Annotated in this window: 19 protein-coding genes; 18 read left to right on the forward strand and 1 reads right to left on the reverse strand. The window is 36.3% G+C overall.

All coding sequences use genetic code 11. The annotated features are described in order from the left end of the window. Positions 1-100: 100 nt before the first annotated feature. A complete protein-coding gene (locus JQ843_RS06660; protein ID WP_203213216.1) occupies positions 101-910 on the reverse strand; it encodes a Cof-type HAD-IIB family hydrolase in 810 nt (269 codons plus the stop codon). A 207-nt stretch (positions 911-1117) separates the two neighbouring features. Between JQ843_RS06660 and JQ843_RS06665 the strand changes: the two genes are divergently transcribed. From JQ843_RS06665 to JQ843_RS06750, 18 genes are all read left to right on the forward strand, one after another. Further along, entirely contained in the window at positions 1118-1789 is a 672-nt protein-coding gene (locus JQ843_RS06665; RefSeq protein ID WP_203213217.1) for a CPBP family intramembrane glutamic endopeptidase, read from the forward strand. Between the two features lie 129 nt (positions 1790-1918). Next, the gene (rexB, locus tag JQ843_RS06670) at positions 1919-5194 is read left to right on the forward strand and encodes an ATP-dependent nuclease subunit B (protein WP_203213218.1); all 3276 of its coding nucleotides are present in this window, start codon (positions 1919-1921) and stop codon (positions 5192-5194) included. Next, positions 5191-8841 (forward strand): helicase-exonuclease AddAB subunit AddA, encoded by a 3651-nt coding sequence (addA, locus tag JQ843_RS06675; RefSeq protein ID WP_203213219.1) that lies wholly within the window; start codon positions 5191-5193, stop codon positions 8839-8841. The genes rexB and addA overlap by 4 nt, the downstream gene beginning before the upstream one ends. Before the next feature lie 169 nt (positions 8842-9010). Further along, positions 9011-10189: a hypothetical protein gene (locus JQ843_RS06680; RefSeq protein WP_203213220.1), complete on the forward strand. Its 1179-nt coding sequence runs from the start codon at positions 9011-9013 to the stop codon at positions 10187-10189. A gap of 771 nt (positions 10190-10960) precedes the next feature. Further along, positions 10961-11539 carry a sugar transferase gene (locus JQ843_RS06685; protein ID WP_203213221.1) on the forward strand — a complete coding sequence of 193 codons (579 nt, stop codon included), beginning with the start codon at positions 10961-10963 and terminating at the stop codon, positions 11537-11539. A gap of 30 nt (positions 11540-11569) precedes the next feature. Further along, complete coding sequence (locus JQ843_RS06690) at positions 11570-12262, forward strand: YveK family protein (RefSeq protein WP_203213222.1); 693 nt, start codon at positions 11570-11572, stop codon at positions 12260-12262. Further along, positions 12255-12917 (forward strand): CpsD/CapB family tyrosine-protein kinase, encoded by a 663-nt coding sequence (locus JQ843_RS06695; protein WP_238393760.1) that lies wholly within the window; start codon positions 12255-12257, stop codon positions 12915-12917. Before JQ843_RS06690 ends, JQ843_RS06695 begins: the two co-directional genes overlap by 8 nt. 30 nt (positions 12918-12947) lie before the next feature. After that, a complete protein-coding gene (locus JQ843_RS06700; protein ID WP_084887939.1) occupies positions 12948-14048 on the forward strand; it encodes an EpsG family protein in 1101 nt (366 codons plus the stop codon). A 16-nt stretch (positions 14049-14064) separates the two neighbouring features. Further along, positions 14065-14898, forward strand: a complete 834-nt coding sequence (locus JQ843_RS06705) for a glycosyltransferase (protein ID WP_203213223.1) — start codon at positions 14065-14067, stop codon at positions 14896-14898. Then, positions 14895-15293: a glycerol-3-phosphate cytidylyltransferase gene (gene tagD / locus JQ843_RS06710; protein WP_203213224.1), complete on the forward strand. Its 399-nt coding sequence runs from the start codon at positions 14895-14897 to the stop codon at positions 15291-15293. The genes JQ843_RS06705 and tagD overlap by 4 nt, the downstream gene beginning before the upstream one ends. A gap of 1 nt (position 15294) precedes the next feature. Beyond that, on the forward strand, positions 15295-16374 hold the full coding sequence (locus tag JQ843_RS06715; RefSeq protein WP_203213225.1) for a glycosyltransferase: 1080 nt from the start codon (positions 15295-15297) through the stop codon (positions 16372-16374). Beyond that, on the forward strand, positions 16371-17480 hold the full coding sequence (locus JQ843_RS06720) for a CDP-glycerol glycerophosphotransferase family protein (RefSeq protein WP_203213226.1): 1110 nt from the start codon (positions 16371-16373) through the stop codon (positions 17478-17480). The genes JQ843_RS06715 and JQ843_RS06720 overlap by 4 nt, the downstream gene beginning before the upstream one ends. Before the next feature lie 14 nt (positions 17481-17494). Beyond that, complete coding sequence (locus JQ843_RS06725; RefSeq protein WP_203213227.1) at positions 17495-18475, forward strand: glycosyltransferase family 2 protein; 981 nt, start codon at positions 17495-17497, stop codon at positions 18473-18475. Positions 18476-18505: 30 nt separating this feature from the next. Then, positions 18506-19465: a glycosyltransferase family 2 protein gene (locus JQ843_RS06730; protein ID WP_203213228.1), complete on the forward strand. Its 960-nt coding sequence runs from the start codon at positions 18506-18508 to the stop codon at positions 19463-19465. Between the two features lie 13 nt (positions 19466-19478). After that, positions 19479-20453 (forward strand): glycosyltransferase family 2 protein, encoded by a 975-nt coding sequence (locus JQ843_RS06735; RefSeq protein ID WP_203213229.1) that lies wholly within the window; start codon positions 19479-19481, stop codon positions 20451-20453. Between the two features lies 1 nt (position 20454). Further along, complete coding sequence (locus tag JQ843_RS06740; RefSeq protein WP_203213230.1) at positions 20455-21450, forward strand: sugar transferase; 996 nt, start codon at positions 20455-20457, stop codon at positions 21448-21450. 5 nt (positions 21451-21455) lie between these two features. Next, a complete protein-coding gene (locus JQ843_RS06745) occupies positions 21456-22418 on the forward strand; it encodes a capsular polysaccharide synthesis protein (protein WP_203213231.1) in 963 nt (320 codons plus the stop codon). Beyond that, on the forward strand, positions 22419-23969 hold the full coding sequence (locus JQ843_RS06750; RefSeq protein WP_203213232.1) for a lipopolysaccharide biosynthesis protein: 1551 nt from the start codon (positions 22419-22421) through the stop codon (positions 23967-23969). The last annotated feature ends 4 nt before the right edge of the window (positions 23970-23973 follow it).

A 23973-nucleotide genomic window follows, 5' to 3' on the forward strand; every position in this document is an offset into this window, starting at 1 on the left:
GCATAGAAATCAAAGAAAGCTCAAGGATTTCTAAAGAGTTTCTAAAGTTTTAGGAATTCTTAAATATCAAAACCCAGTTGGCATGAACTGGGCTTCTTAATTATAAAATATATTTCTCAATGGCACGCGCAACGCCGTCTTCTTCGTTGCTGGCTGTAACGGCATCCGCAAGAGATTTGACATAATCGCTGGCATTTCCCATTGCAATGCCAAGTCCTGCAAACTGGAGCATTTCGATATCATTATTAGCATCGCCCATGGCCATGATTTCTGAGGAATCAATCTTCAAAATATCTGCTAGTCGAGAAAGAGCAGTAGCCTTTGTCGTACCAAGTGGCATAGCTTCATAAATGACAGGCTGTGAACGAACTCCACTAAATCGTTGACAGAGTTCCCCAGCAAAACGCTTCTCAAAATCGTCCGTTTGGCTCTCTGTCCCCAAAAACATCCCTTGGAACATACGGTACTTGCCACTAGTCGCTTCCTCAAGAGAAATTTCAGTCAAATCTGAAAAGACTAAGTTGGCATCATTTTGGATGACTTGATTGGGCTTGCCACCGAGGACAAAATAATGTTCCTCATCAAAAAGAGTCAACTGAACATCACTTTTTTCAGCTAGGTCATAGAGGTATTCGATGTCTGCTGGACTAAGTTCTTGCCAGTCAACTAGTCCCCAGTCACTGGTCTGGTGAGTTGAACAACCGTTGTTAACAATGACATACTCATTCTGGAGGTCAAGTCCCAGTTTTTTGTAGTAGGGGAGGACACCGAAAAGCGGGCGACCCGTACAAAGTACCAGTTTGACACCTTTTTCAATGGCTTTGTGAATAGCAGTAATGTGAGCTTGTGGGATTTCCTTGGCTTCATTGAGGAGGGTTCCGTCCATATCCAAGGCTAGTAGTTTAATCATAGGTCTTCCTTCTTTTTCTTTTGGTATTATTATAGCATATTTTGGAGAAGAAATTGATAGGAATATTGGGGCTAATTGATTTTACAGTTTAGGATGTTTTGATGACAATTTATGATTTGAAGAGGATATTTCGAAAAGATATGCTATACTAAACTTGTTATACAGTTAATATTCAATAATCTAGTCAAGGAAAACAGAGAATTTAATATGAAAAAACGGATTATTCAGATTTTACTAGCATTGTCCTTAATTTTTTACAAATCAACTTGGTTTTGGGAGCTTTTCAATCACCTCGCAAAGCCCTATCTACCAGCAAGTCGTGAGTTTTTTCAGATTCTACTTTTGATGGAAAGTGGAGTTCTTTTGTCAGCAGTCATCTATCTACTAGTTTTTTCAAGAAAGAAAACTTTTCATTTCAAGTGGCACTTGAGGTACTTTATCTACCTTTTACTGGGCTATATCATTTCGTATATGTCCGACTTCCTCTTGTCTTATTTCATACCCTCGTCTTCAAATCAAATCTCTTTGAATGAAACGATAGAAATGATAGGGAGACAGGAATTACCCTATTTCTTGCTCATAGTTTGCTTCATCGGCCCTATTGCTGAGGAATTGATTTATCGAGGTGTGCTTATGACAACCTTTTTCAAAAACTCACCTTGGTACGGAGATGTCTTGCTTTCTGCCATTATTTTCGGTTGTATTCATATCAATTTCGCTTTAACACCTCTTGCCTTTTTCATTTATGCTAGTGGAGGTCTTATTTTGGCTATATTGTATCGCATGACAAAAAGTCTCTACTATCCAATAGTGGTTCATATCCTCATCAATATCACTGCCTTCTGGAACTTATGGTTACTCCTATTTTCAGGAAGTTAGCTTACTAAAACAATGTCGGAATTTTCCGGCATTTTCTTTTCAACAGATGAGCAAGAACTGATTATTTTCAGACTTGGGTGGCTAATCATGGTATAATATAGGGTAATGAAAAATTCCAACGAGGCAGAGATGAAATTACTTTATACTGATATTCGGACTTCTTTGACTGAGGTTCTAACCAGAGAGGCGGAAGAGCTAGTTGCTGTTGGCAAGCGGGTCTTCTATATCGCTCCTAACTCCCTTTCTTTTGAAAAGGAACGTGCCGTGCTGGAATGCTTGCCCCAGCAGGCTTCTTTTGCGATTACCGTCACGCGATTTGCTCAAATGGCTCGTTACCTGATTTTGAATGACTTGCCTACTAAGACCAGTCTTGATGACATCGGTCTTGGGATGGCTTTTTATAAGTGCCTTGCGGAACTTGATCCTAAGAATTTACGTGTTTATGGAGCTATCAAGCAGGATCCTCAATTTATCCAGCAGTTGATTGAACTTTATCATGAGATAGCGACTGCTCAGATGAGTTTTTTGGACTTGGAAAATTTGACGGATGAGGATAAGCGGGCAGATTTACTCTTGATTTTTGAGAAGGTAACGGCTTATCTCAATCAGGGGCAGTTGGCTCAGGGAAGTCAATTGTCTCATTTGATTGAGGCTATTGAGAATGACAAGGTAAGTAGTGATTTTACTCAAATAGCCTTGATTATTGATGGATTTACCCGTTTTTCTGCTGAGGAAGAGCGAATTGTGGACCTACTTCATGGTAAGGGTGTTGAGATTGTCATTGGAGCCTATGCTAGTAAGAAAGCCTATACTAGCGCTTTTAGCGAAGGCAATCTCTACCAAGCCAGTGTGGAGTTTCTCCATCATCTAGCCTCTAAATACCAAACTCCTGCTCTGGATTGTTCTCAAACTCATGAAAAGATGGATAGTTTTGACAAGGCCTCTCGTTTGCTGGAGTCTTCTTATGACTTTTCAGACCTCACTTTGGAGATCGATGAGAAGGACCGTGAAAACCTGCAAATCTGGTCTTGTTTGACACAAAAGGAAGAGCTGGAGCTGGTGGCTCGGAGTATTCGTCAGCGATTACATGCAAATCCAGACCTGAGCTACAAGCATTTTCGTATTCTCTTGGGGGATGTAGCTTCTTACCAGTTATCTCTCAAAACCATTTTTGACCAGTATCAGATTCCTTTCTATCTTGGTAGAAGCGAATCCATGGCGCACCACCCTTTAACTCAGTTTGTCGAGTCTATTTTAGCTTTAAAACGCTATCGTTTCCGTCAGGAGGATTTGATAAACCTTCTTAGAACAGGTCTATATACCGATCTTAATCAGGCTGATATTGATGCTTTTGAGCAATATATCCGCTATCTTGGTATCAATGGCTTACCAGCCTTTCAGCAAACCTTTACCAAATCCCACCATGGAAAATTTAATTTGGAACGTTTAAATGCTCTTCGTCTGCGTATTTTAACACCTCTTGAAACCCTCTTTGCCAGTCGAAAACAAAAGGCTGAAAATCTCCTACAAAAATGGAATAGCTTTCTAAAAGAAGGAGAGGTGACCAAGCAGTTACAAGATTTAACAGCTACCATGAAAACCCTAGAGCAGGAAAGACAGACTGAAGTTTGGAAGGCATTCTGCCATGTTTTAGAACAATTTGCGACTGTTTTTGCTGGTTCATCAGTTAGTCTAGAGGACTTTCTTGCCTTGCTTCATTCTGGAATGAGCCTATCTCAGTATCGCACCATTCCAGCAACAGTAGATACCGTTCTGGTACAGAGCTATGATTTGATTGCCCCTCTGACTGCTGACTTTGTCTATGCCATTGGGCTGACTCAGGACAATTTACCAAAAATTGCGCAAAATACCAGTATTTTGACAGATGAAGAAAGACAAAGCTTAAACCAAGCGACGGAGGAAGGGGCACAATTGCTGATTGCCAGCAGTGAAAATCTCAAGAAAAATCGCTATACTATGCTTTCCTTGGTCAATTCTGCTCGTAAGCAGTTGGTCTTGTCGGCTCCAAGCCTTTTTAACGAAAGTGAAAGTAAGGAATCTGCCTATCTTCAAGAGTTGGTCCATTTTGGATTTAGTCGGAAAGAGAAGAGGATGAATCACAAAGGGCTGTCTAAGGAAAATATTGGGTCCTATCATAGTCTTTTGTCTAGTCTGGTTGCCTATCACCAGCAGGGCGAGATGAGTGAGACTGAGCAAGATTTGACCTTTGTCAAGGTTCTGGCGCGTGTGATGGGTAAAAAACTAGAACAGCAAGGTCTGGAAAATCCAGCCCTCCCAACCAGCCCAAGCAGTAAACCCTTAGCAAAGGACACCTTACAGGCTCTCTATCCTGCTGAACAGGAATTTTACCTGTCTACCTCTGGTTTGACGGAGTTTTACCGAAACCAATACAGTTATTTCCTCCGCTACGTTTTAGGCTTGCAAGAGGAATTACGTCTACGTCCAGATGCTCGTAGTCATGGGAATTTCTTACACCGCATTTTTGAACGTGCCTTGCAGTTGCCTGATGAAGATTCCTTTGACAAACGTCTAGAACAAGCTATCCAAGAAACCAGTCAAGAACGCGAATTTGAAGCCATTTATCAAGAAAGTTTGGAAGCCCAGTTTACCAAGGAAGTTTTGCTTGATGTTGCACGGACGACTGGACATATTCTCCGACACAACCCAGCCATCGAAACCATCAAAGAGGAAGCGAATTTTGGCGGCAAAGACCAAGCCTTTATTCAATTGGACAATGGTCGCAGTGTCTTTGTACGAGGCAAGGTTGACCGCATTGACCGATTGAAAGCTGATGGAGCGATAGGAGTAGTAGACTACAAATCTAGTCTGACTCAGTTCCAGTTTCCTCATTTCTTTAATGGGCTCAATTCCCAGTTACCAACCTATCTAGCTGCCTTAAAAAGAGAAGGGGAGCAGAACTTTTTTGGTGCCATGTACTTGGAAATGGTTGAACCTGTTCAATCTCTGATGGCTGTTAAAAGTCTGGCAGGTGCAGTAGTAGAAGCTAGCAAGTCAATGAAATACCAAGGCCTCTTTTTAGAAAAAGAAAGCAGTCATTTGGGCGAATTTTACAATAAAAACAAGGCCAACCAGCTGACAGATGAGGAATTCCAGCTCCTACTGGACTACAATGCCCAACTTTATAAAAAAGCGGCTGAGAAGATTTTAGCAGGTCAGTTCGCCATTAACCCTTATACTGAAAATGGCAGAAGTATTGCACCGTATGTTCAGCAACATCAAGCCATCACAGGATTTGAAGCCAATTACCATTTGGGGCAAGCCCGTTTCCTAGAAAAGTTGGACTTAACTGATGGCAAGCGTCTGGTCGGAGAAAAACTCAAGCAAGCTTGGTTTGAAAAAATAAGAGAGGAGTTGAATCGATGAAGCCTATTCCCTTTTTAACTGAGAAGGAAATTCAAAAATTGCAAGACGCAGAAGCAAATTCGAGCAAGGAACAAAAGAAAACTGCCGAGCAAATTGAAGCCATCTACACTTCTGGTCAGAATATCCTCGTTTCAGCATCGGCTGGTTCTGGGAAGACTTTTGTCATGGCAGAGCGCATTCTAGATCAATTAGCGCGTGGAGTGGAAATCAGTCAACTCTTTATCTCAACCTTTACCGTTAAGGCTGCCACAGAGCTTAAAGAACGTTTGGAGAAAAAAATAAGCCAACAAATCCAAGAAAGTAGCGATGTTGACCTCAAACAACACTTGGGTCGCCAGTTGGCAGACCTACCCAACGCTGCCATCGGTACCATGGACTCATTTACACAAAAGTTCCTTAGCAAACACGGTTATCTACTTGATGTTGCTCCTAATTTCCGTATTTTACAAAACCAGAGCGAGCAACTCCTTCTAAAAAACGAAGTCTTTCATGAGGTCTTTGAAGCCCATTACCAAGGTAAACAGAAAGAGAAGTTTAGTCATTTGCTGAAAAACTTTGCTGGACGTGGAAAAGATGAAAGAGGTCTGCGCCAGCAGGTCTATAAAATCTATGATTTCCTCCAATCTACCAGCAATCCTCAGAAATGGCTGAGAGAATCTTTCCTCGAAGGCTTTGAAAAAGCTGATTTTACCAGTGAAAAAGACAAACTGACCCAACAAATCCAGCAAACCCTTTGGGACTTGGAAAGTTTCTTCCGTTACCATTTGGATAATGATGCCAAGGAGTTTCCAAAGGCTGCTTATCTAGAAAATGTTCAGTTGATTTTAGATGAAATTGGCTCCTTAAATCAGGAGTCCGATAGTCAGGCTTATCAAGCAGTGCTTGCGCGTGTTGTCGCCATTTCGAAAGAGAAAAACGGTCGAGCCCTGACTAATGCCAGTCGTAAGGCTGATTTGAAGCCACTGGCCGATGCCTACAACGAAGAAAGAAAGTCCCAGTTTGCTAAACTAGGACAACTGTCAGACCAGGTAACCATTCTCGACTATCAAGAACGTTATCATGGAGACACATGGGAACTAGCTAAAACTTTCCAAACCTTCATGAGTGATTTTGTGGAGGCTTATCGTCAGCGTAAACGTCAGGAAAATGCCTTTGAATTCGCTGATATCAGCCATTACACTATTGAGATTTTAGAGAATTTCCCGCAAGTTCGTGAGGCTTATCAGGATCGCTTCCACGAAGTCATGGTCGATGAGTATCAGGATACCAACCACATTCAAGAACGGATGTTGGAATTGCTATCTAATGGTCACAATCGCTTTATGGTGGGGGATATCAAGCAGTCCATTTACCGTTTCCGTCAGGCAGATCCCCAGATTTTCAATGAGAAATTCCAAAGATATGCACAAAATCCCCAAGAAGGAAAGCTCATTCTGCTCAAGGAAAATTTCCGTAGTAGTTCAGAAGTGCTGTCAGCAACCAATGATGTTTTTGGACGCCTTATGGACCAAGAAGTCGGAGAAATCAACTATGATAACATGCACCAGCTTGTTTTTGCCAATACTAAACTGATTCCTAATCCAGACAATAAGGCAGAATTTCTCCTCTACGACAAGGACGATACAGGTGAGGAAGAAGAGAGCCAAGCAGAAACGAAATTAACAGGTGAAATGCGCCTGGTCATCAAGGAAATCCTCAAACTCCATCAAGAAAAAGGTGTTGCTTTTAAGGAAATTGCCCTTTTGACCTCTAGCCGCAGTCGAAATGACCAGATCCTTCTTGCCTTGTCTGAGTACGGGATACCTGTCAAAACCGATGGCGAGCAAAACAATTATCTCCAATCCCTAGAAGTGCAAGTCATGCTAGACACCCTTCGTGTCATTCACAATCCCCTGCAAGACTATGCCTTAGTTGCTCTTATGAAGTCTCCTATGTTTAGCTTTGATGAGGACGAGTTAGCACGCTTGTCTCTTCAGAAAGATGAGGACAAGGTTCAAGAGAATCTCTATGAGAAGTTAGTCAATACTCAAAAACAGGCAACAAGCCAGAAAAACTTAATTCATACTGATTTAGCTGAAAAACTAAATCAATTCATGAATATCTTGGATTCTTGGCGCTTGTATTCCAAAACCCACTCCCTCTATGACTTGATTTGGAAGATTTATAATGACCGTTTTTACTATGACTATGTTGGAGCTTTGCCAAATGGTCCTGCTAGGCAGGCTAATCTCTATGCCCTAGCACTGCGGGCTGACCAGTTTGAAAAGAGCAATTTCAAGGGCTTGTCTCGTTTTATTCGTATGATTGACCAAGTCTTGGAAGCCCAGCACGATCTTGCGAGCGTGGCTGTCGCACCGCCAAAAGATGCAGTAGAGCTCATGACCATTCACAAGAGTAAAGGACTGGAGTTCCCTTACGTTTTTATCCTCAATATGGATCAGGACTTCAATAAGCAAGACAGCATGTCAGAAGTCATTCTCAGCCGTAAAAATGGACTAGGTGTCAAATATATTGCCAAAATGGAGACAGGAGCAGTGGAAGCTCATTATCCTAAAACCATCAAACTCTCCATTCCTAGCCTAACTTATATACAGAATGAAGAGGAATTACAGCTGGCAAGCTATTCTGAGCAGATGCGCCTTCTGTATGTTGCCATGACACGGGCTGAGAAAAAGTTTTATCTTGTCGGCAAGGGTTCGCGTGAAAAGCTGGAATCCAAGGAATACCCAGCAACCAAAAATGGGAAACTAAATAGCAATACTAGACTGCAAGCCAAGAATTTCCAAGATTGGCTTTGGGCTATTAGCAAAGTGTTTGCCAAGGACAATCTCAACTTTAGCTATCGTTTTGTTGGCGAAGACCAGTTGACTAGAGAAGCTATCGGAGAGTTGGAAAACAAGAGCCCTCTACAAGATAGCTCTCAAGCAGACAACCGCCAGTCTGAAACCATCAAAGAAGCTCTGGAAATGCTAAAAGAGGTGGAAGTTTATAATACTCTTCACCGTGCAGCCATTGAACTGCCTAGTGTTCAAACCCCAAGTCAGGTCAAGAAATTCTACGAACCAGTTATGGATATGGAAGGTGTCGAGATTGCAGGTAAAGGTCAGTCAGTAGACAAGAAAATCAGCTTTGATTTGCCAGATTTTTCAATCAAAGAAAAGGTAACAGGAGCTGAGATTGGTAGTGCCACCCACGAACTGATGCAGAGAATGGACCTCAGCCAGCGACCAACGCTTGCTAGCCTAACAGAAACTCTCAAACAAGTTCAAATTAGCCCAGCTGTTAGAGACAAGATCAATCTTGCTAAAATTCTTGCATTCTTTGACACAGCACTCGGTCAGGAAATTCTCGCTAATACCAACCATCTTTATCGCGAGCAACCTTTCTCCATGCTCAAACGAGACCAAAAGAGTCAGGAAGACTTTGTTGTCCGTGGTATCCTTGATGGCTATCTACTTTACGAAGACAAAATTGTTCTGTTCGACTATAAGACAGATCGCTATGATGACCCAAATCAACTCATAGACCGTTATCGTGGTCAGTTAGCCCTATACGGAGAGGCTTTATCTCGAGCCTATTCGATTGAAAATATTGAAAAATACTTGATTTTACTCGGTAAAGACGAGGTTCAAGTTGTAAAAGTATAATTTATACTCTTCGAAAATCTCTTCAAACTACGTCAGCTTCACCTTTCCGTAGATATGCTCACTGACTTCGTCAGTCTTATCTACAACCTCAAAACTGTGTTTTGAGCAACCTGCGGCTAGCTTCCTAGTTTGCTCTTTGATTTTCATTGAGTATTAGAAAGGAGACCTCATGACACTTCCAGTTAGAAAATCCCTACATGATGCTGTTTTACAGGCTTCAAAAGCTGATACTTGGGAACAAGCTACCAAGGAATGGAATGAAGTTTCCTTGATTTTTAACGGTATCGGCCGTAGCAATTGTGTCTGTGGAAATGCCATCAAATACGCCTACGAACTCTTTAACGGTGTCACCGGCCAACGCCTCTTTCCGATTGGTAGCGATTGTGTTCGGCATTTTCATCGATTGACCCTTGACCAGCAACTGGAAGAGGAAGAAAAACTGCTCAGAAAGGTTGAAAATCTGACCAGAAAAGCCCAGAAAAAGGAAAAAATCAAGGTCAATAAAAGTGACTTTGACGAGCGACTTCTAAAATGGCTCTGGGAAAAAGGTGTTTTTAAACCCAATCGTGGCAATCAGTTCTCACCTGAAAGAGACTACCAGCTCTTTCTAGAAGTCTTTCAAGGAGGAACTTGGACCAAGGCAGAACCCAAGAAGAAAGCTCGGATGGAAGAAGTCCTTGAAAAGTGTATCAAACCCTTTTTACTTGGCAAATCAGATGACCAACTCTATCTTGTCAAGCTAGGCAAGGAGAAAATTGACTACGAGCAAGAACTCCGAATGCAGGCAGAGAAAGAGCGTAAGAAAAGAGATAGAATCGCCAAGCAATATGCAGACAATCTAGTCCTAGCCATGGGCCCAGCGGAGCGTGCTTATCAGGATTACTTTGGCTTTACAGAAACCCTAACCCAAGAAGAACGTAAGTGGGAAAAAATTCTTTTTGGTAAAAATAGAACAGAACGGGCTATCAAGGCCAAACAATACCAAAAAGAGCTGGAAAAAGATCAACGAATTGCTAGTCAGGATCCAATTGAAAGAAAGCAGAAGCAGACCTGGCTCCTCAATTCCTATTTTCGTGAGCTTCCTGAAGAAAAATCCAGATTTGCTCGGCTCTTATTAGAATATCGAAAGAGTGGAGAAGTGACATTTTCAACCCAATATCTGTCAGACCATCTGCTCGATTTTCTCTATAAAATGAAAGCCTTTGAGTTTGAAATCGCACCAGAACAAGTTCGAGATTTTCTAAAAGAAAGCCTTCAAGTAGAGCATCTCTCCTCAGCACAAGAAAGCTGGATAGAAGGAATTCTTCTCAACTGCATCAAACCATTTTTAGAACGATTATTGATATGAGTAACACCTACCGTGGAAATGTCATGGTAGGTGTTGTTTTTTTCATAGTCAGTTTCATTCTCTACATATTTAATAAAACACAAATCATACTTGTTTATATGTGTTTTATTATACTAGATAATGTGTAAAATCTTATGATACTTCAGGTTATTAGTGGCTTGTTTTCAATATTTATAGTATAATAACATTAGGTAAATGATGTAAGACAACTTAAATTTATAGGAAAATCGACATTTAAACATAAACATATAGAAAGCAGGACTCTTTTATTATATTCTTCTATTGTTTCAAATCACTTCCTGTAATTTTATTAATCTGCTCACACTGATATTGTTATGTTCGGTTTAAGAGACTCATCAATTTTTTCTATCATTTCAAAATTTTCCATTAAAAAAATTTAATAACTTGTGAATAATTGATTTCTCCGAGAAACTTCATACAAATCAATAGTCGAATATTCCTAAACTGAGAGAGTTTGGAAATAAGTATCAGTTATGAAAAATATCTCAGATCTCTTCATAATCTAGTTCATTGTATAACAAGTGAAACAACCTTCAGACCTCTATATATGAACCAACATTTGGCATCAGGGAAAAAAGTTGTTTATTGTAAATCTTCGAACCATTTTGTCTGTCCAAAATATAAATAATGCTTAAATGTTCTAATCAACTAGTTCAAACCTTATTAAATTAGGAGTTTTTAGTATTTTTTGCACTCATCCAAGATATGTCTATATCTCTATATTTGCTTCATAAGAAAGGGGGCAACACAATGGCGTATAGAAAAATTAAAAGAATAATTTCACTTATTTTTTCAATATTTTCTTTAGTGTTTATGGTCCCCGTTTGTCTTATTGCTTGCATTTTTATTGTTCTAGAATCAAGCGGAAACCCCATTTACATACAAGAAAGAGTTGGTTTAAATGGGAAAAAATTTATGATGTATAAACTACGTTCTATGTATCTGGATGCAGAGAAGAATGGGCATCAATGGGCGATTAAGAACGATCATCGGATTACCAAAGTTGGGAAATTTATTCGAAGAACCCGAATTGATGAATTTCCACAAATCATTAATATCATTAAAGGGGAGATGTCTTTTATAGGTCCTCGGCCGGAAAGACCAGAATTTGTTAGTGAATTTTTAAACTATATTCCAAATTTTAATGATCGTTTGGCCATTCCTCCAGGAATTACAGGCTGGGCACAAGTCAATGGTGGTTACGATTTAACTCCGTATGAAAAATTAAAATATGACAAGTACTATATTGAAAATGAATGTTTTCAATTGGATTCACTTATTTTATTTAAAACTATTAAAGTGATTTTTACCGGACATGGTTCTAGATAAGTAAGATTCAAAAATAAGTTGGGGAAAAATATGACAATTTTCAATAAAAACATCAATAGGATTTTTACTTTGATCAAGAGTAAATTTCTATTTCTAATCCTTTTTATATTGATAGGAACTGCAGCAGTTGGATTATATACTGTTTTTATCATCTCACCTGTTTATAGCCTTCAATCCAAGCTCATCATGAAAAATGCTTCAGGTCAAAACACAGATGCCCAGACAATTGAAGCTCTTAATCTCTTTCAGAGACAAACTAAAACTTATCTAGAAATAGCCGATTTACCTCCTGTTAAAGAGGAGACGAACAAAGCTTTAGACTTATCACCAGATGAAATTTCAAAAATCAAATCGGTTAAATTAACAAACGACTCAGGTTCTCAGTTGGTAACAGTAACCGTAAGAGCTCTCGATAGAGAATTAGCTGATCGTTACATAAGAGAGTATGTCATTCAGTATAAAAAATTTACAGCAGATAGATTAGGGCGCGACAACTTGTCAGTTGTTACAGAAGCACTGGGAAGTGATTCTCCAGTTTATCCCGTTCTATGGAAGAATCTTCTTGTATCTATTCTAGTATTTTCTTTTGTAGGATTTAATGTTATTTTCATCAAATATGTATTGAGTGATTCGATTGATTCTTACGAAGACTTGGAAGAGTTAGTGGGAACACCTGTTCTTGGGATGATCCCTACTATAGAGAAAAAGAGGAAAGGTGACTAAGTTGCATATAGAAGTTATCCATAACAGTAAATCCATCGTAGCTGAGTCCTTTAGAACTTTAAGGAGTAATCTTCAGTTCTCAGAATTTGGAAAAAATATTAAAATCATTGTCGTTACAAGTGCCAACCCCAATGAAGGCAAGAGTGAAGTCAGTATCAATCTTGCTGCCTCATTGGCTCAACAAGGGAAAAAAGTGATTATCATAGACGCAGATATGCGTAAACCAACCCAACATAAATTAACAGAGGTAAGTAATACCGAGGGTCTCAGCACCTTCTTATTAAAAAGATCTGGTGTAGATTCCATTAATCATCTAACGATAAATGATGTGAATTTAGATGTACTGACTTCAGGACCTGTTCCGCCTAATCCTTCTGAGATGTTAGCTAGTTCTTCGATGGATGAAACACTTAAAGCATTTGAAGATTTTTATGACTATGTCATTATCGATACACCTCCCTTGCTAGCAGCAACTGATGCCCAAGTTTTAGCCAGTATTTCGGATGCTACCCTTCTGGTAGTAGATATCAAAAAATCAAAACGACGACAAATAATAGAAGCAAAAAGAAGATTAGACCATGTTGGAGCTAGACTACTTGGTGTGATAATGAATAAAATGGATTCACATAAAGACACCTATTATTACTATTATTAAACTAACTATTTGAAAGGCAGGAGAGAAAAAATGACAATCTATCTTTTAATGTTCGTCTATGTCTCTTTTCTTGCCTTTTTCTCATTGAAATATGAGGATAAAGCAAAAGAATTAGGTTTCCTTGTTCTTCCGACTTTTTTCTTTTTTTTAATCATTGCGGGTTTTCGTACTTCTAGCGTCGGAGGAGACTTAGGAACTTATATCCATATTTTTGAATCGAATCATTTACAACTTCCGGATTTATCAAATCTATTTCGTTCTCGATTTGAACTTGGTTATTTAGTAAGTAATATTTTTCTAAGAAACTTTAGTGATCACTATCCCTTTTTATTATTTGCCTATGCCTTTATAACTTTAGTTGCCTGGTTTTTTGTGCTTTATAAGCATTCTAAAAATGTTTACATGAGTTTATTGATTTACCTCAGCTCATTAGGACTCTTTTTTTATTCCTTATCAAATATCAGACAAGGTCTGGCGATTGCTTTAAGTTTTTTAGGATTTCATTACTTAGTAAAAAATAAGAAGGTTTTAGCATCGATATTTATCCTACTAACTCCCTTATTTCATACATCTGGTATCGTATGCCTCTTGTTTTTCCCCCTTAAAAAAATCGTTTTAAACAAAAGAGCATACCAGTTTGTGTTCATTTTATTTCTTATCATCTTTCCTTTTATCAAACAAATTGCCACTACCTTTATTTCTTTCTTTCCTCAGTATACTTCCTATCTGGAATCATCATGGTTTTTAGAAAGCAATAAATGGGCACCAATATTTTTAACAATTTGGTATGGTATAGTTCTGCTTTTGGGAGAACTAGTGATTAGAAAACAGAAATTATCGACTGAAGAAGAATTTATAAGAAGTCTATTTTTTATCTCCTTTTTATTTACCGCGTCAACTTTGCAAACAAGTCTTTTTGGCAGATTTGCACACTATTTTACCCCCTTTATTTGCCTATATATCCCCATGATTTTATCTAAAATAGGTGAAAAAAAAGTTCAGTGGATTTTATTTTATTTGGTGATATTGGTTTATGCTTCAATCTTTCTAGTCATTGTTTACTTTAAAGCTGACTGGTACCATGTCGTTCCCTACCGTTCAGTTATTGTAGATTGGTTATTTGGAAATTAGGTTTAGGAGTTATAAAATGAAATTTTCAGTTTTAACTACAGTCTATAAAAAAGAGACTCCTAGAAATTTAAGGAAAAGTTTACTAAGCTCTTACCATCAGACCATTAAACCGACAGAAATCATTTTAGTTTGTGATGGTGCATTGACAGAAGAGTTAGATAGAGAAATCGAAAAGTTGCAGAGAGAAATCCCCATTTTAAAGGTTTTCCATTTACCTGAAAACTTAGGCTCTGGACCAGCTTCCCTCTTTGGAGTTAATCAATGTCAAACAGAATTCATTGCAAGAATGGACAGTGATGACTATTCTCTAGAAACAAGGTTTGAGAAGCAAGTAGCAGCCTTTGAAAAAAATCCCAATCTCATCATGGTTGGTTCCAATATCCTAGAGAAAAATACAGAATTTACCGCCTTAAAGAAAGTACCAGAAACTACAGCCGAAATTCGTCAATATTCGAAAATGAGAAATCCCTTTAATAATCCATCGAGTATGATGAAAAAAGAGTATATCTTGAAGGCTGGCAATTATCGTAAATTCCGTTACCTAGAGGATTATGACCTCACAATGAGATTATTACACGATAATCCAACTAAGGATTTTTTGAATATCCAGGAACCTTTAGTAGTCATGCAGACAAATGATTCAAGCTATCTGCGGAGGGGCGGTTTCCTGTATGTAAAGACTGACTTTATGCTCCAATTAGATTTTTATCGCAGAAGAGATATTACTTTAGTAGAATTTCTTAGAAATATTTTCCTTCGTAATGCGATTCGAATTCTTCCGAATTCAATTAGGAAATGGGTCTATAAGAAAAAAATGAGAGAAGATGTAGAGGTGGTTAGGAAGATATGAAAAGAGTCATTACATACGGAACATTTGATTTATTGCATTACGGTCATATTAATCTTTTAAAAAGGGCAAAAGCTTTGGGAGATTATCTCATAGTCGCCCTTTCTACCAATGAATTTAATAAGCTAGAAAAGAATAAAGAATGTTATTTCGATTACGAAAAAAGAAAATCTCTATTAGAGGCTATCAGATATGTGGATCTCGTCATACCAGAAGAAAATTGGGATCAAAAAATCTCAGACATAGAAAAGTATCATGCTGATGTGTTTGTCATTGGAGATGATTGGCAGGGCAAGTTTGATTATTTAAGTGATTTGGGAATAGAAGTTGTTTACCTACCACGAACAAAAGAAATTTCAACCTCTAAGATAAAGAATGATTTGAATCAAGGAAACTAGGATGAAATATCAAGTCATACATGTAACAGGTGGTGTAAGGAATACCATGAGCGGGGTACAAAGTTTTATAAAGAATCATATCCCAACTGATGATCAAGAGTTTGAATATATGGTTGGCGAATCAAATGGTGACGCTCATTTCCCATTTAATCAATACCTAGATGAAAAAGAAATCAAACGCATTGTATTTCCAGCTCTACAGATTTCTAAACTATTTGCCTATGCAAGAGAGTGCCGACACTTTTATGAAAGGAATAAGATTGATATTCTCCATGTCCATAATCCTATAACCGCTTTTATACATAATTACTATGCTCGAAAAAATGGTGTCCCAGTTAGGATTTACCACAATCATAGTAGCCAATTCTCAGATACTTGGTTAAAAAGTATTCGCAATCGATTTTTGGTCTTTCTAGCCTTGAAAAATGCGACCCATCGTATCTCTTGTGGCCAATTAGCTGGACTGAAAATATTTGGAAAGAAATCATTTCAAATCCTTCCAAATGCAATTGACATCAACAAGTATCGGTTTTCTGCAACTTTTCGAGAAGAAATTCGCAAAGAGTTTCATATAGCTGAAGATCAAAAAGTAGTTGGGATGATTGGTATTTTAAATCCCTTCAAAAACCAGAGTTTTTTGATTGAAATTGCTAAAGAAATGCCTGACATCACTTTTTTCTTTGTTGGTGAAGGACCTGATCGTTCAATTTTAGAAGAGAAAAGTAAGAAATTGAAGAATATCATCTTTACAGGAAAAAGAGAAGATGTTCATAAATTTTATTCAGCCTTTGATATTTTTGCCTTTCCGTCTTTGTATGAAGGATTTCCAATTGTACTAGTAGAGGCTCAGTGTTCTGGAGTCAATATTATCATGAATGAAACAATTGATCCAACAACTCAGATAGTTGGTGAACTCTGTACAGCTATGCCACTAGATAAGGCTAAATGGGTGAACTATATAGAAAAAATGCCTTTCAAGGAGAAGCAACGACAGCTGAATGAACACCTAAAGCGGTTTGACATTGAAGAAAATGTTCAAAATTTAAAAGAAATTTATAAGCAAGGTTTAAAAAGAGAATGATTAACTATTTAAAACCCTTACTTTTTAAAGTAAGTGATTTTACTTATAAGATAAATAAAATTATTCCAAAGAAAAGGAATAGAATTGTTCTGTATTCTAACTGGGGTTTCAGAGATAATCTTAGAACACTCTATCACTATTTGGTGGATAATGGCTATCAGGAAACATATGAGATTGTTTGCTCTTCAAATGATTTCTATCACTTAGAAAAAGAGAAGAATGTAAAGTATGTTTCTATTTATCGAGGTTTCTTTTATTTTTTAATATCTAAATATTTTTTCTATTCATTTGGCAAGTATCCTATAAAACCTGCTCCAAGCCAGATGGTTGTCAACTTGTGGCATGGAATGCCCTTGAAAAAAATTGGGAATCTTGAAGTTGGAATGGAAAAAATTGACTATAATTTCTTTACAAAATTAGTCTCCTCTTCAGAATTATTTACTCCAATCATGAAAGCTGCTTTTAATGCTAAAGATGAGCAGATGCTTCTTGTTGGCAATATTCGAAATGATGAACTCTTTAAAGAGACAAAAGAGAAGAAAATCATCTGGATGCCAACATACCGCAATTCTAAAAATTATCATGATAGCCAAGCAGCATTGATATTTTCTTTAGAAGAAGAGGACTTTCAAAACATTGAAGTACTACTCTCAAACTATGGGTATCAACTTTATATTAAACTTCACCCTCTTGAGGAATCTCAGTTACAATTCGAGATGAATGCTTCGACGATTCATCTATTGACAGAAGATATCATTAGTAAGCAGTATGGGACTTTATATACCTTTTTGGGCACAACCAGTGCATTAATTACAGATTATTCTTCAGTATTTTTAGATTATTATTTATTAAATAGGCCAGTTGCATTTACCATTAATGATTATGAGGAATACAAAGACAAACGTGGTTTTGTATTTGAAGATATTAAGAGTCTTATGGTGGGGAGTGTCATTTGTGATTCACACGACTTATTAGAGTTCCTAGAGAGTGTCATGAAATCTGAAGATATTCATATTGAAGAACGAAAAAAAATCAATAACAAGGTTAATGCCATTCAAAAAGATTTTACAAAGACACTTTTGGATGAAATTGGATTAAGGAAATAAGGTTAGGATAAAGAATGATTAGTGTAATCGTACCCGTTTATAATGTAGAAACTTATCTGGAAGAATGTTTAGACAGCATTCAAAACCAAACCTACACAGATTTTGAAGTCCTTTTAGTAAATGATGGTTCAACGGATGGCTCACAAGCTATTTGTGAACGTTATTGTAAAGAGAATCGTCGCTTTCACTTGTTGAATCAAGAAAATCAAGGATTGAGCGCTGCACGAAATACTGGTGTAGCAGCTTCAAGAGGAGAGTTTATTGTATTTGTGGATAGTGATGACATGATTCTAGCGAACTATTTAGAAACCTTAATGCACTATATGCGTGAAGACGTAGATATTGTGGAAAGTCAGTTTACCGTATCTAACGAGGAATTTCTTGCTAAAAGTTTTAAAGAACCAAGTATTATATTCGAAGGGAACTCTCAAGAAGCAGTAAAAATTTTCACTAAACATGTTTTAAATGTTAATGCAGTTACAAAACTTTATAGAAGATCAATTGTTGAAGCTGTTCCTTATATAGATGGGGTGATTTTTGAAGATGTTTATTGTGGAATTGGAATGTTAAAATATATTCGAAAAATCATTAAAATTGATTATAAAGGTTATTATTATCGACAACGTCAAGCTAGTATCATGCACCGAACCTTTACTCCTAAAAATTTAGATATCTTTACAGTAAGTGACAAACTATTAGAGATGTATTCTGATAGGGAAGAACTGCTTCCTTATATTGCCAGTTTCCTAGTTCATTTAGCTACAATGCATTATCAAGATTATATTCGAAAAGGAAATCCATATGCAAAAGTCTATAATCAAAAATTAGCAGAGTATGTAGCTATAACGAAGAAAAATCCTGAGGTTGCCAAAAGTTCGCGTATGATTAGACTTTATAACCTGTGTCCAAGATATTACAACACCATCCTATTTCCCTTCTATCACTCTATATGGAAATGGAAAAATGGCATTAGGGAAGACAAGTTAGAGGAATGATGAAATACAATTCAAGAGGGGAAAAGGAAAATGATTAGCTTAATCGTTCCAGTTTATAACGTGGAAGAATATCTGAAAGAATGTCTAGAAAGTATTCGAAAGCAAACCTATCAAGATATAGAAGTCATTTTAATCAATGATGGTTCAACAGATAGTTCCCAAGCTATTTGTGAGTATTTTTGCCAAACAGATAAGCGTTTCCGATTGATCAATCAAAAAAATCAAGGTCAAAGTGTAGCTAGAAATCGTGGCTTGAAAGAATCCCTTGGTGAATACATCATGTTTGTCGATAGTGATGATGTTGTAAGTCTTGGTCTGTTAGAACAACTAATGAAGTATATGTCTAATGGGATTGATATTGTAGAATGTGATATAACCGAGGATATTCATTGTTTAAATTCCGAAGGAAAAGAAATTGGTGTTAAAGAATTAGATTCAAATGAAGCCTTATATGAATGTTTTAATCATGGAGTAAGTTGGAGTCCAGTCGCAAAACTCTATCGTCGTGAAATAGTGGAGAAAGTTCCGTTTTTAGAAAATTTAATTTATGAAGATTTTTATACTGGAATCGTTTCTTTAAAATATATTCATAAAATAAGAAAAATTGACTATATTGGTTATTATTATCGATATCATACTTCTAGTACAATGAATCAGCCATATTCAGAAAAGAATCTTGATATTTTTAAAGTTGGCGAAAAATTATTAGAGGAATTTAGAGAAGATAATTGGTTACCTTATGTAGGGAATATGTTATTTTTAGTCGGTATTGGTCATTTTAAAAAGTATCGTATAAGAATTGGACATCCCTACTATCAGTTATATGTTGATGCAATTGATAACTATTTTGAAATAGCTAAGAAATCATCAGATATTTTTAATTCTAGTAAACTATTAAGATGGTATAGTTCTTCTCCGAAATATTTTTTAAGTATATTTTATCCTTTATATTTAAGATATTTAGACATTCGAAAAAAATGGAAAATTTAATAGGAGCCTATTTATGATTAGTGTCATTGTACCTGTTTATAATGTTGAAGAGTATCTGGAAGAATGTTTAAATAGTATTCAACATCAAACTTATACCGATATAGAAGTGATCCTAGTCAATGATGGTTCAAGAGATGGCTCAAAAGAAATTTGTGAGCGCTATTGTCAACAAGATCCTCGCTTTCACTTAATCAACCAAGCAAATAAAGGATTAAGTGGCGCTCGTAATCGTGGTATGATTGAATCTAAAGGCGAATTTATCACTTTTGTAGACAGTGATGATGTCATTAAGGATGATATGTTGGAGCAATTATTAAAGCACATGACTACAGAAGAAATGGACATCGTAGAATGTTGGTATACAAATGATGAAAAAGAAATAGCAATCCCTTCTCCCGAGAATGTCAAAATTATTTTTCAAGGGAATGCCCAAGAAGCTTTAGTCTCTTTATGTAAAGATAATATTGTCCGTTTGAATGCAGTTGCTAAACTTTTTCGAAGACAAGTGATTCTCAATTTCCCATTTTTAGAAGGTCTATTTTATGAAGATGTGTATGGAGGAATGGGAATCTTAAAACATATACATAAAATGGTGAAAATTGATTATACAGGATATTATTATCGTGTACGACGTGGTAGTATTATGAATCGCGAATTTAGTTTGAAAAATTTGGATTTGTTTACTATTTGTGATAAAGTGGAGCATTTATATGATGGAAATGCTGACTCACTCCCATACGTACAACGTCGCTTATTCCATTTAGTTTTGATGCACGTTGTCGACTACCGTATATTTGAGGGAAATCCCTATCAAGAAAAATATGTCGAGTACCTGAATCGTTACGCTAGAAGTTCAAGTAGCTCATTTTTAATGAGAGCTTATCGCTTATTCCCTCAAAAGATTGTCTTCATTTCAAGAGTTGTTGGAGCCATTCAATGGAGATTTGAAAAATATATTGTAAAAAGATTTTGGAGAGGGTTGAAGTAGTATGAATTATTACTTAAAAGAATTTTACACAGAAGCCAAACACGCCGGATCTAAAGCAAGATTAGATGCTGAAAAAATAATGCTAGAAGCAGGATATCAACCTTTTTCCCTAAATAATAATTCAAATCCCATCACTTTGACAAAAAATGATGTGTTAGTTCTTCAATTTCCATTATTATGGCATTCCTTAAAAAAACAAATTTTTACAAAATTTTTGAAAAATAGGACATTCAAAGCTTATTTGCTGATTCATGATATCGAGTCCCTGAGAAATAAAACAATCAAGTCATTTATAGATTTCAAATATTCCATTATCCATTTTTTACAAAATAAAACAGTCCTTGAAAAAGTCGATGGTATTATCGCCCATAACGAAAAGATGAAAGCAGAACTTGTGCGATTAGAAATACCGGAAGAGAAGATTGTTTCCTTAGAGATATTTGACTATTTGATTCCACATTATAAAGAGAAGAAAGCTTATGAAAAAGAAACTATTTTGTTAGCTGGAAATTTCGATATTCGGAAAACAAAATACGCAAGACAATTACCCGAAAAACCAGATTTTTCTATTTATGGCATTAACTTTGAAGAGGAGAATCTTCCTCACAACGTTCATTATCAAGGTGCTTTTTCTCCTAATGAACTCCCTAATCACTTGCATGGCGGTTTTGGGTTAGTATGGGATGGAGATAGCCCCCATACTTGTAGTGGGATGTATGGAGAGTATTTAAAGATGAATAACCCACATAAAGCTTCTCTATATTTAGCATCTGGTTTTCCGATTATTGTATGGAGCCAATCTGCCTTGGCTGATTTTGTACGGAAAAATCAATGTGGAATCATTGTTGATTCATTATTTGAAATTGCGGATTGTTTAAACTCTATTGATGAAGAAGATTATCAAGAATTGATTAAAAATAGTAAAATAGTAGGAGAGAAACTTCGTAACGGACATTTTCTAAAAACAGCTTTAGAAAAATGTGAAAGGAACTTGTAGAGTTTATGAAACTTCAAATCTTACAAAATAAAATGGCTCGCTATTGTCAAATTTTAAAATATTATGGCCTTAAACTAACATGTGTTTACTTTCTTGCACAAAAATCTGACAAGATGTTTTATGATTTTCGAAGAAAGATTCTTTTGGATTTTGTACTGAAATTACGAAAAGAAGCTCAAATAGATGATTCGAGTGATGAAAAAGAAGAAGAAACAACAGAATTTCCGAAAATGATTTGGACAATGTGGCAACAGGGAGAAGCGCAAATGCCTGATACGGTCCAGGCTTCAATGAAGACCATAAAAGACTTCGCCAAAAGAAATGACTGTAAATTTCATTCGTTAACAAACGACAATCTTGAACATTTTGTCAATATTCCAAAAGATATTACCGAAAAATATAAGAATAAAGAATTATCAGCTGCGCATTATTCCGATATTATTCGTTTTAGTCTCTTATACCAATACGGTGGAATTTGGATGGATGCAACCTTATTTGTATCTCCCTACGCCACGGTAAAAATGTTTGAAGGGGACTTTTTTAGTTTGAATCATCCACCGACATATCCTGAGCAAATGGAGCGAACGATTGGTGATTTTAAATGGTCAGGTTTTTTCCTAGCAGGACAAAAAGGAGGATCTCATTTCAAACATATTCGGGATTTATATCTTTACTATGTTCGTAAATACCCAGTTTTTATTCATTACCTGATGATGGATTATTTTATTTTGTCCGAATATACTTCAAATTCTGAATTTAGATTATTAGTAGATACATTGCCTGTTTTAGAAACTGCTGAGAGAATGTGGTTTTTAAGAGAACATGCAAATGATCCTTTTGATGAAAAAGAATGGGAAGATGTGTTAAAAACAACACCGATTATGAAAACGACTTATAAAATCAATAAAGAAGAGGTCGTTCCAGAAAGTTATCTAGATCAACTTTTGCAAGGAAAATTAAAGGAATAGATGAAATACACGAAAAAAAGTAGAACCGAATTTGCCACATTAAATACAAGTATAGCTCTTGCGTTGCAACCTTTTCAAGTCCTTCTTGGCTTTATCAATCGAACTATTTTTATCCATTTACTTGGGGTAACCTATCTAGGATTAAACAATTATTTGTCTAGCTTAGTTTCTATCCTGTCTTTGGCAGAATTAGGGGTTGCTGGAGCCATGAGCTATGCATTATATGGCCCCTTAGGTAGAGAAGAACATGGGAAAATCAATGCCTTTATGATTCTTTTCAAAAAATTATATAGAATCATTGGCTTTTCTATTTTTATATTAGGCTCTATACTTTCTTTATTTCTTCCTTATATGATAAAGGATTATACGGTAAATAGCGAAGTATATTTGATTTTTTCCCTCTTTGTTTTTAATTCTGCTTCTAGCTATTTTTTCTCCTATAAACGAACCTTGCTTTATGTCGATCAGCGTAATTATATGATGACTTTGATTGACTTTGTATTAAATACGCTTCGCGTATGCTTGCAAATCGGAATTTTATTCTTTACCAAAAATTATATCTTTTATCTATTGATCAGTATCATCATGAATTTTATAGGGAATATCATCATGTCGCGGATTGTAGATAGATTGTATGGTTACTTGTTTAAGAATGAGATAACACCCATTAATCAGGAGGAAAAAGGAAAATTTATCCGAAATATCAAAGGAAATATAGTCGGTAGTATTGGAGAAACGATTGTTTTTCAAACAGATAGTATTCTAATGGCAAGTTTTGTCAGCTTAGCAGCTATAGGTATTTATGGGAATTATACCTATGTTTTAGGATTTCTTTCACTGATTTTAAATACTGTGATTAATTCAGTTGTTTCTTCCGTAGGTAACTTAGTCCATTCGGAGTCTACGACAGTAGCAGATATGGTTAAATTCCTAAAAAAATTCCAGTTTATTACTTTTAGCCTGATTTATTTTGCTAGCTTAGGTTATTTAATGTTCATTCATCCATTTATGACTATCTGGTTAGGTGAGAGTTTTTCATTTAATTATACGATTGAGATTTTGATCGTCCTTCATTTTTTCTTAACCTTTTATAGAAGACCGATTCTAACGTTGATTTCAGTCTATGGCTTAAGTTATGAGCAAAATAAAAAAGTTATCGTCGAGATTTTATTAAATATTTCCCTTTCACTCTACTTTTTAGCGATTTTAGATTTAGGAGTAGCTGGAATTTTATTGGGTACGATTTGTTCAACAGTCTTGACCTGTACATGGTATGAACCCTATAGCGCCTTTAAGTATGGATTGAAAGCTTCCTCAAAGGATTTTTTTAAAACATTGTTACAAGATTTCACTGTCGCAGGGATAAGCTTCCTACTTTTGAGTTTACTGGATAACTTACTCTTAACTCAGCTAGATTTCATTTTCGGTTTGATCATCAAAATCGTCCTTTATTTGATAGTATTGGGTGTCTACGTTTTCCTATTTAGAAATCATGAAGGTGGTAGACAAATCATTCTGATGATTCAAAAAGTATTAAAGTTGAAAAAATAAGGAG

Source organism: Streptococcus mitis, assembly GCF_905187495.1.
GTDB classification, from domain to species: Bacteria; Bacillota; Bacilli; order Lactobacillales; family Streptococcaceae; genus Streptococcus; species Streptococcus mitis_CU.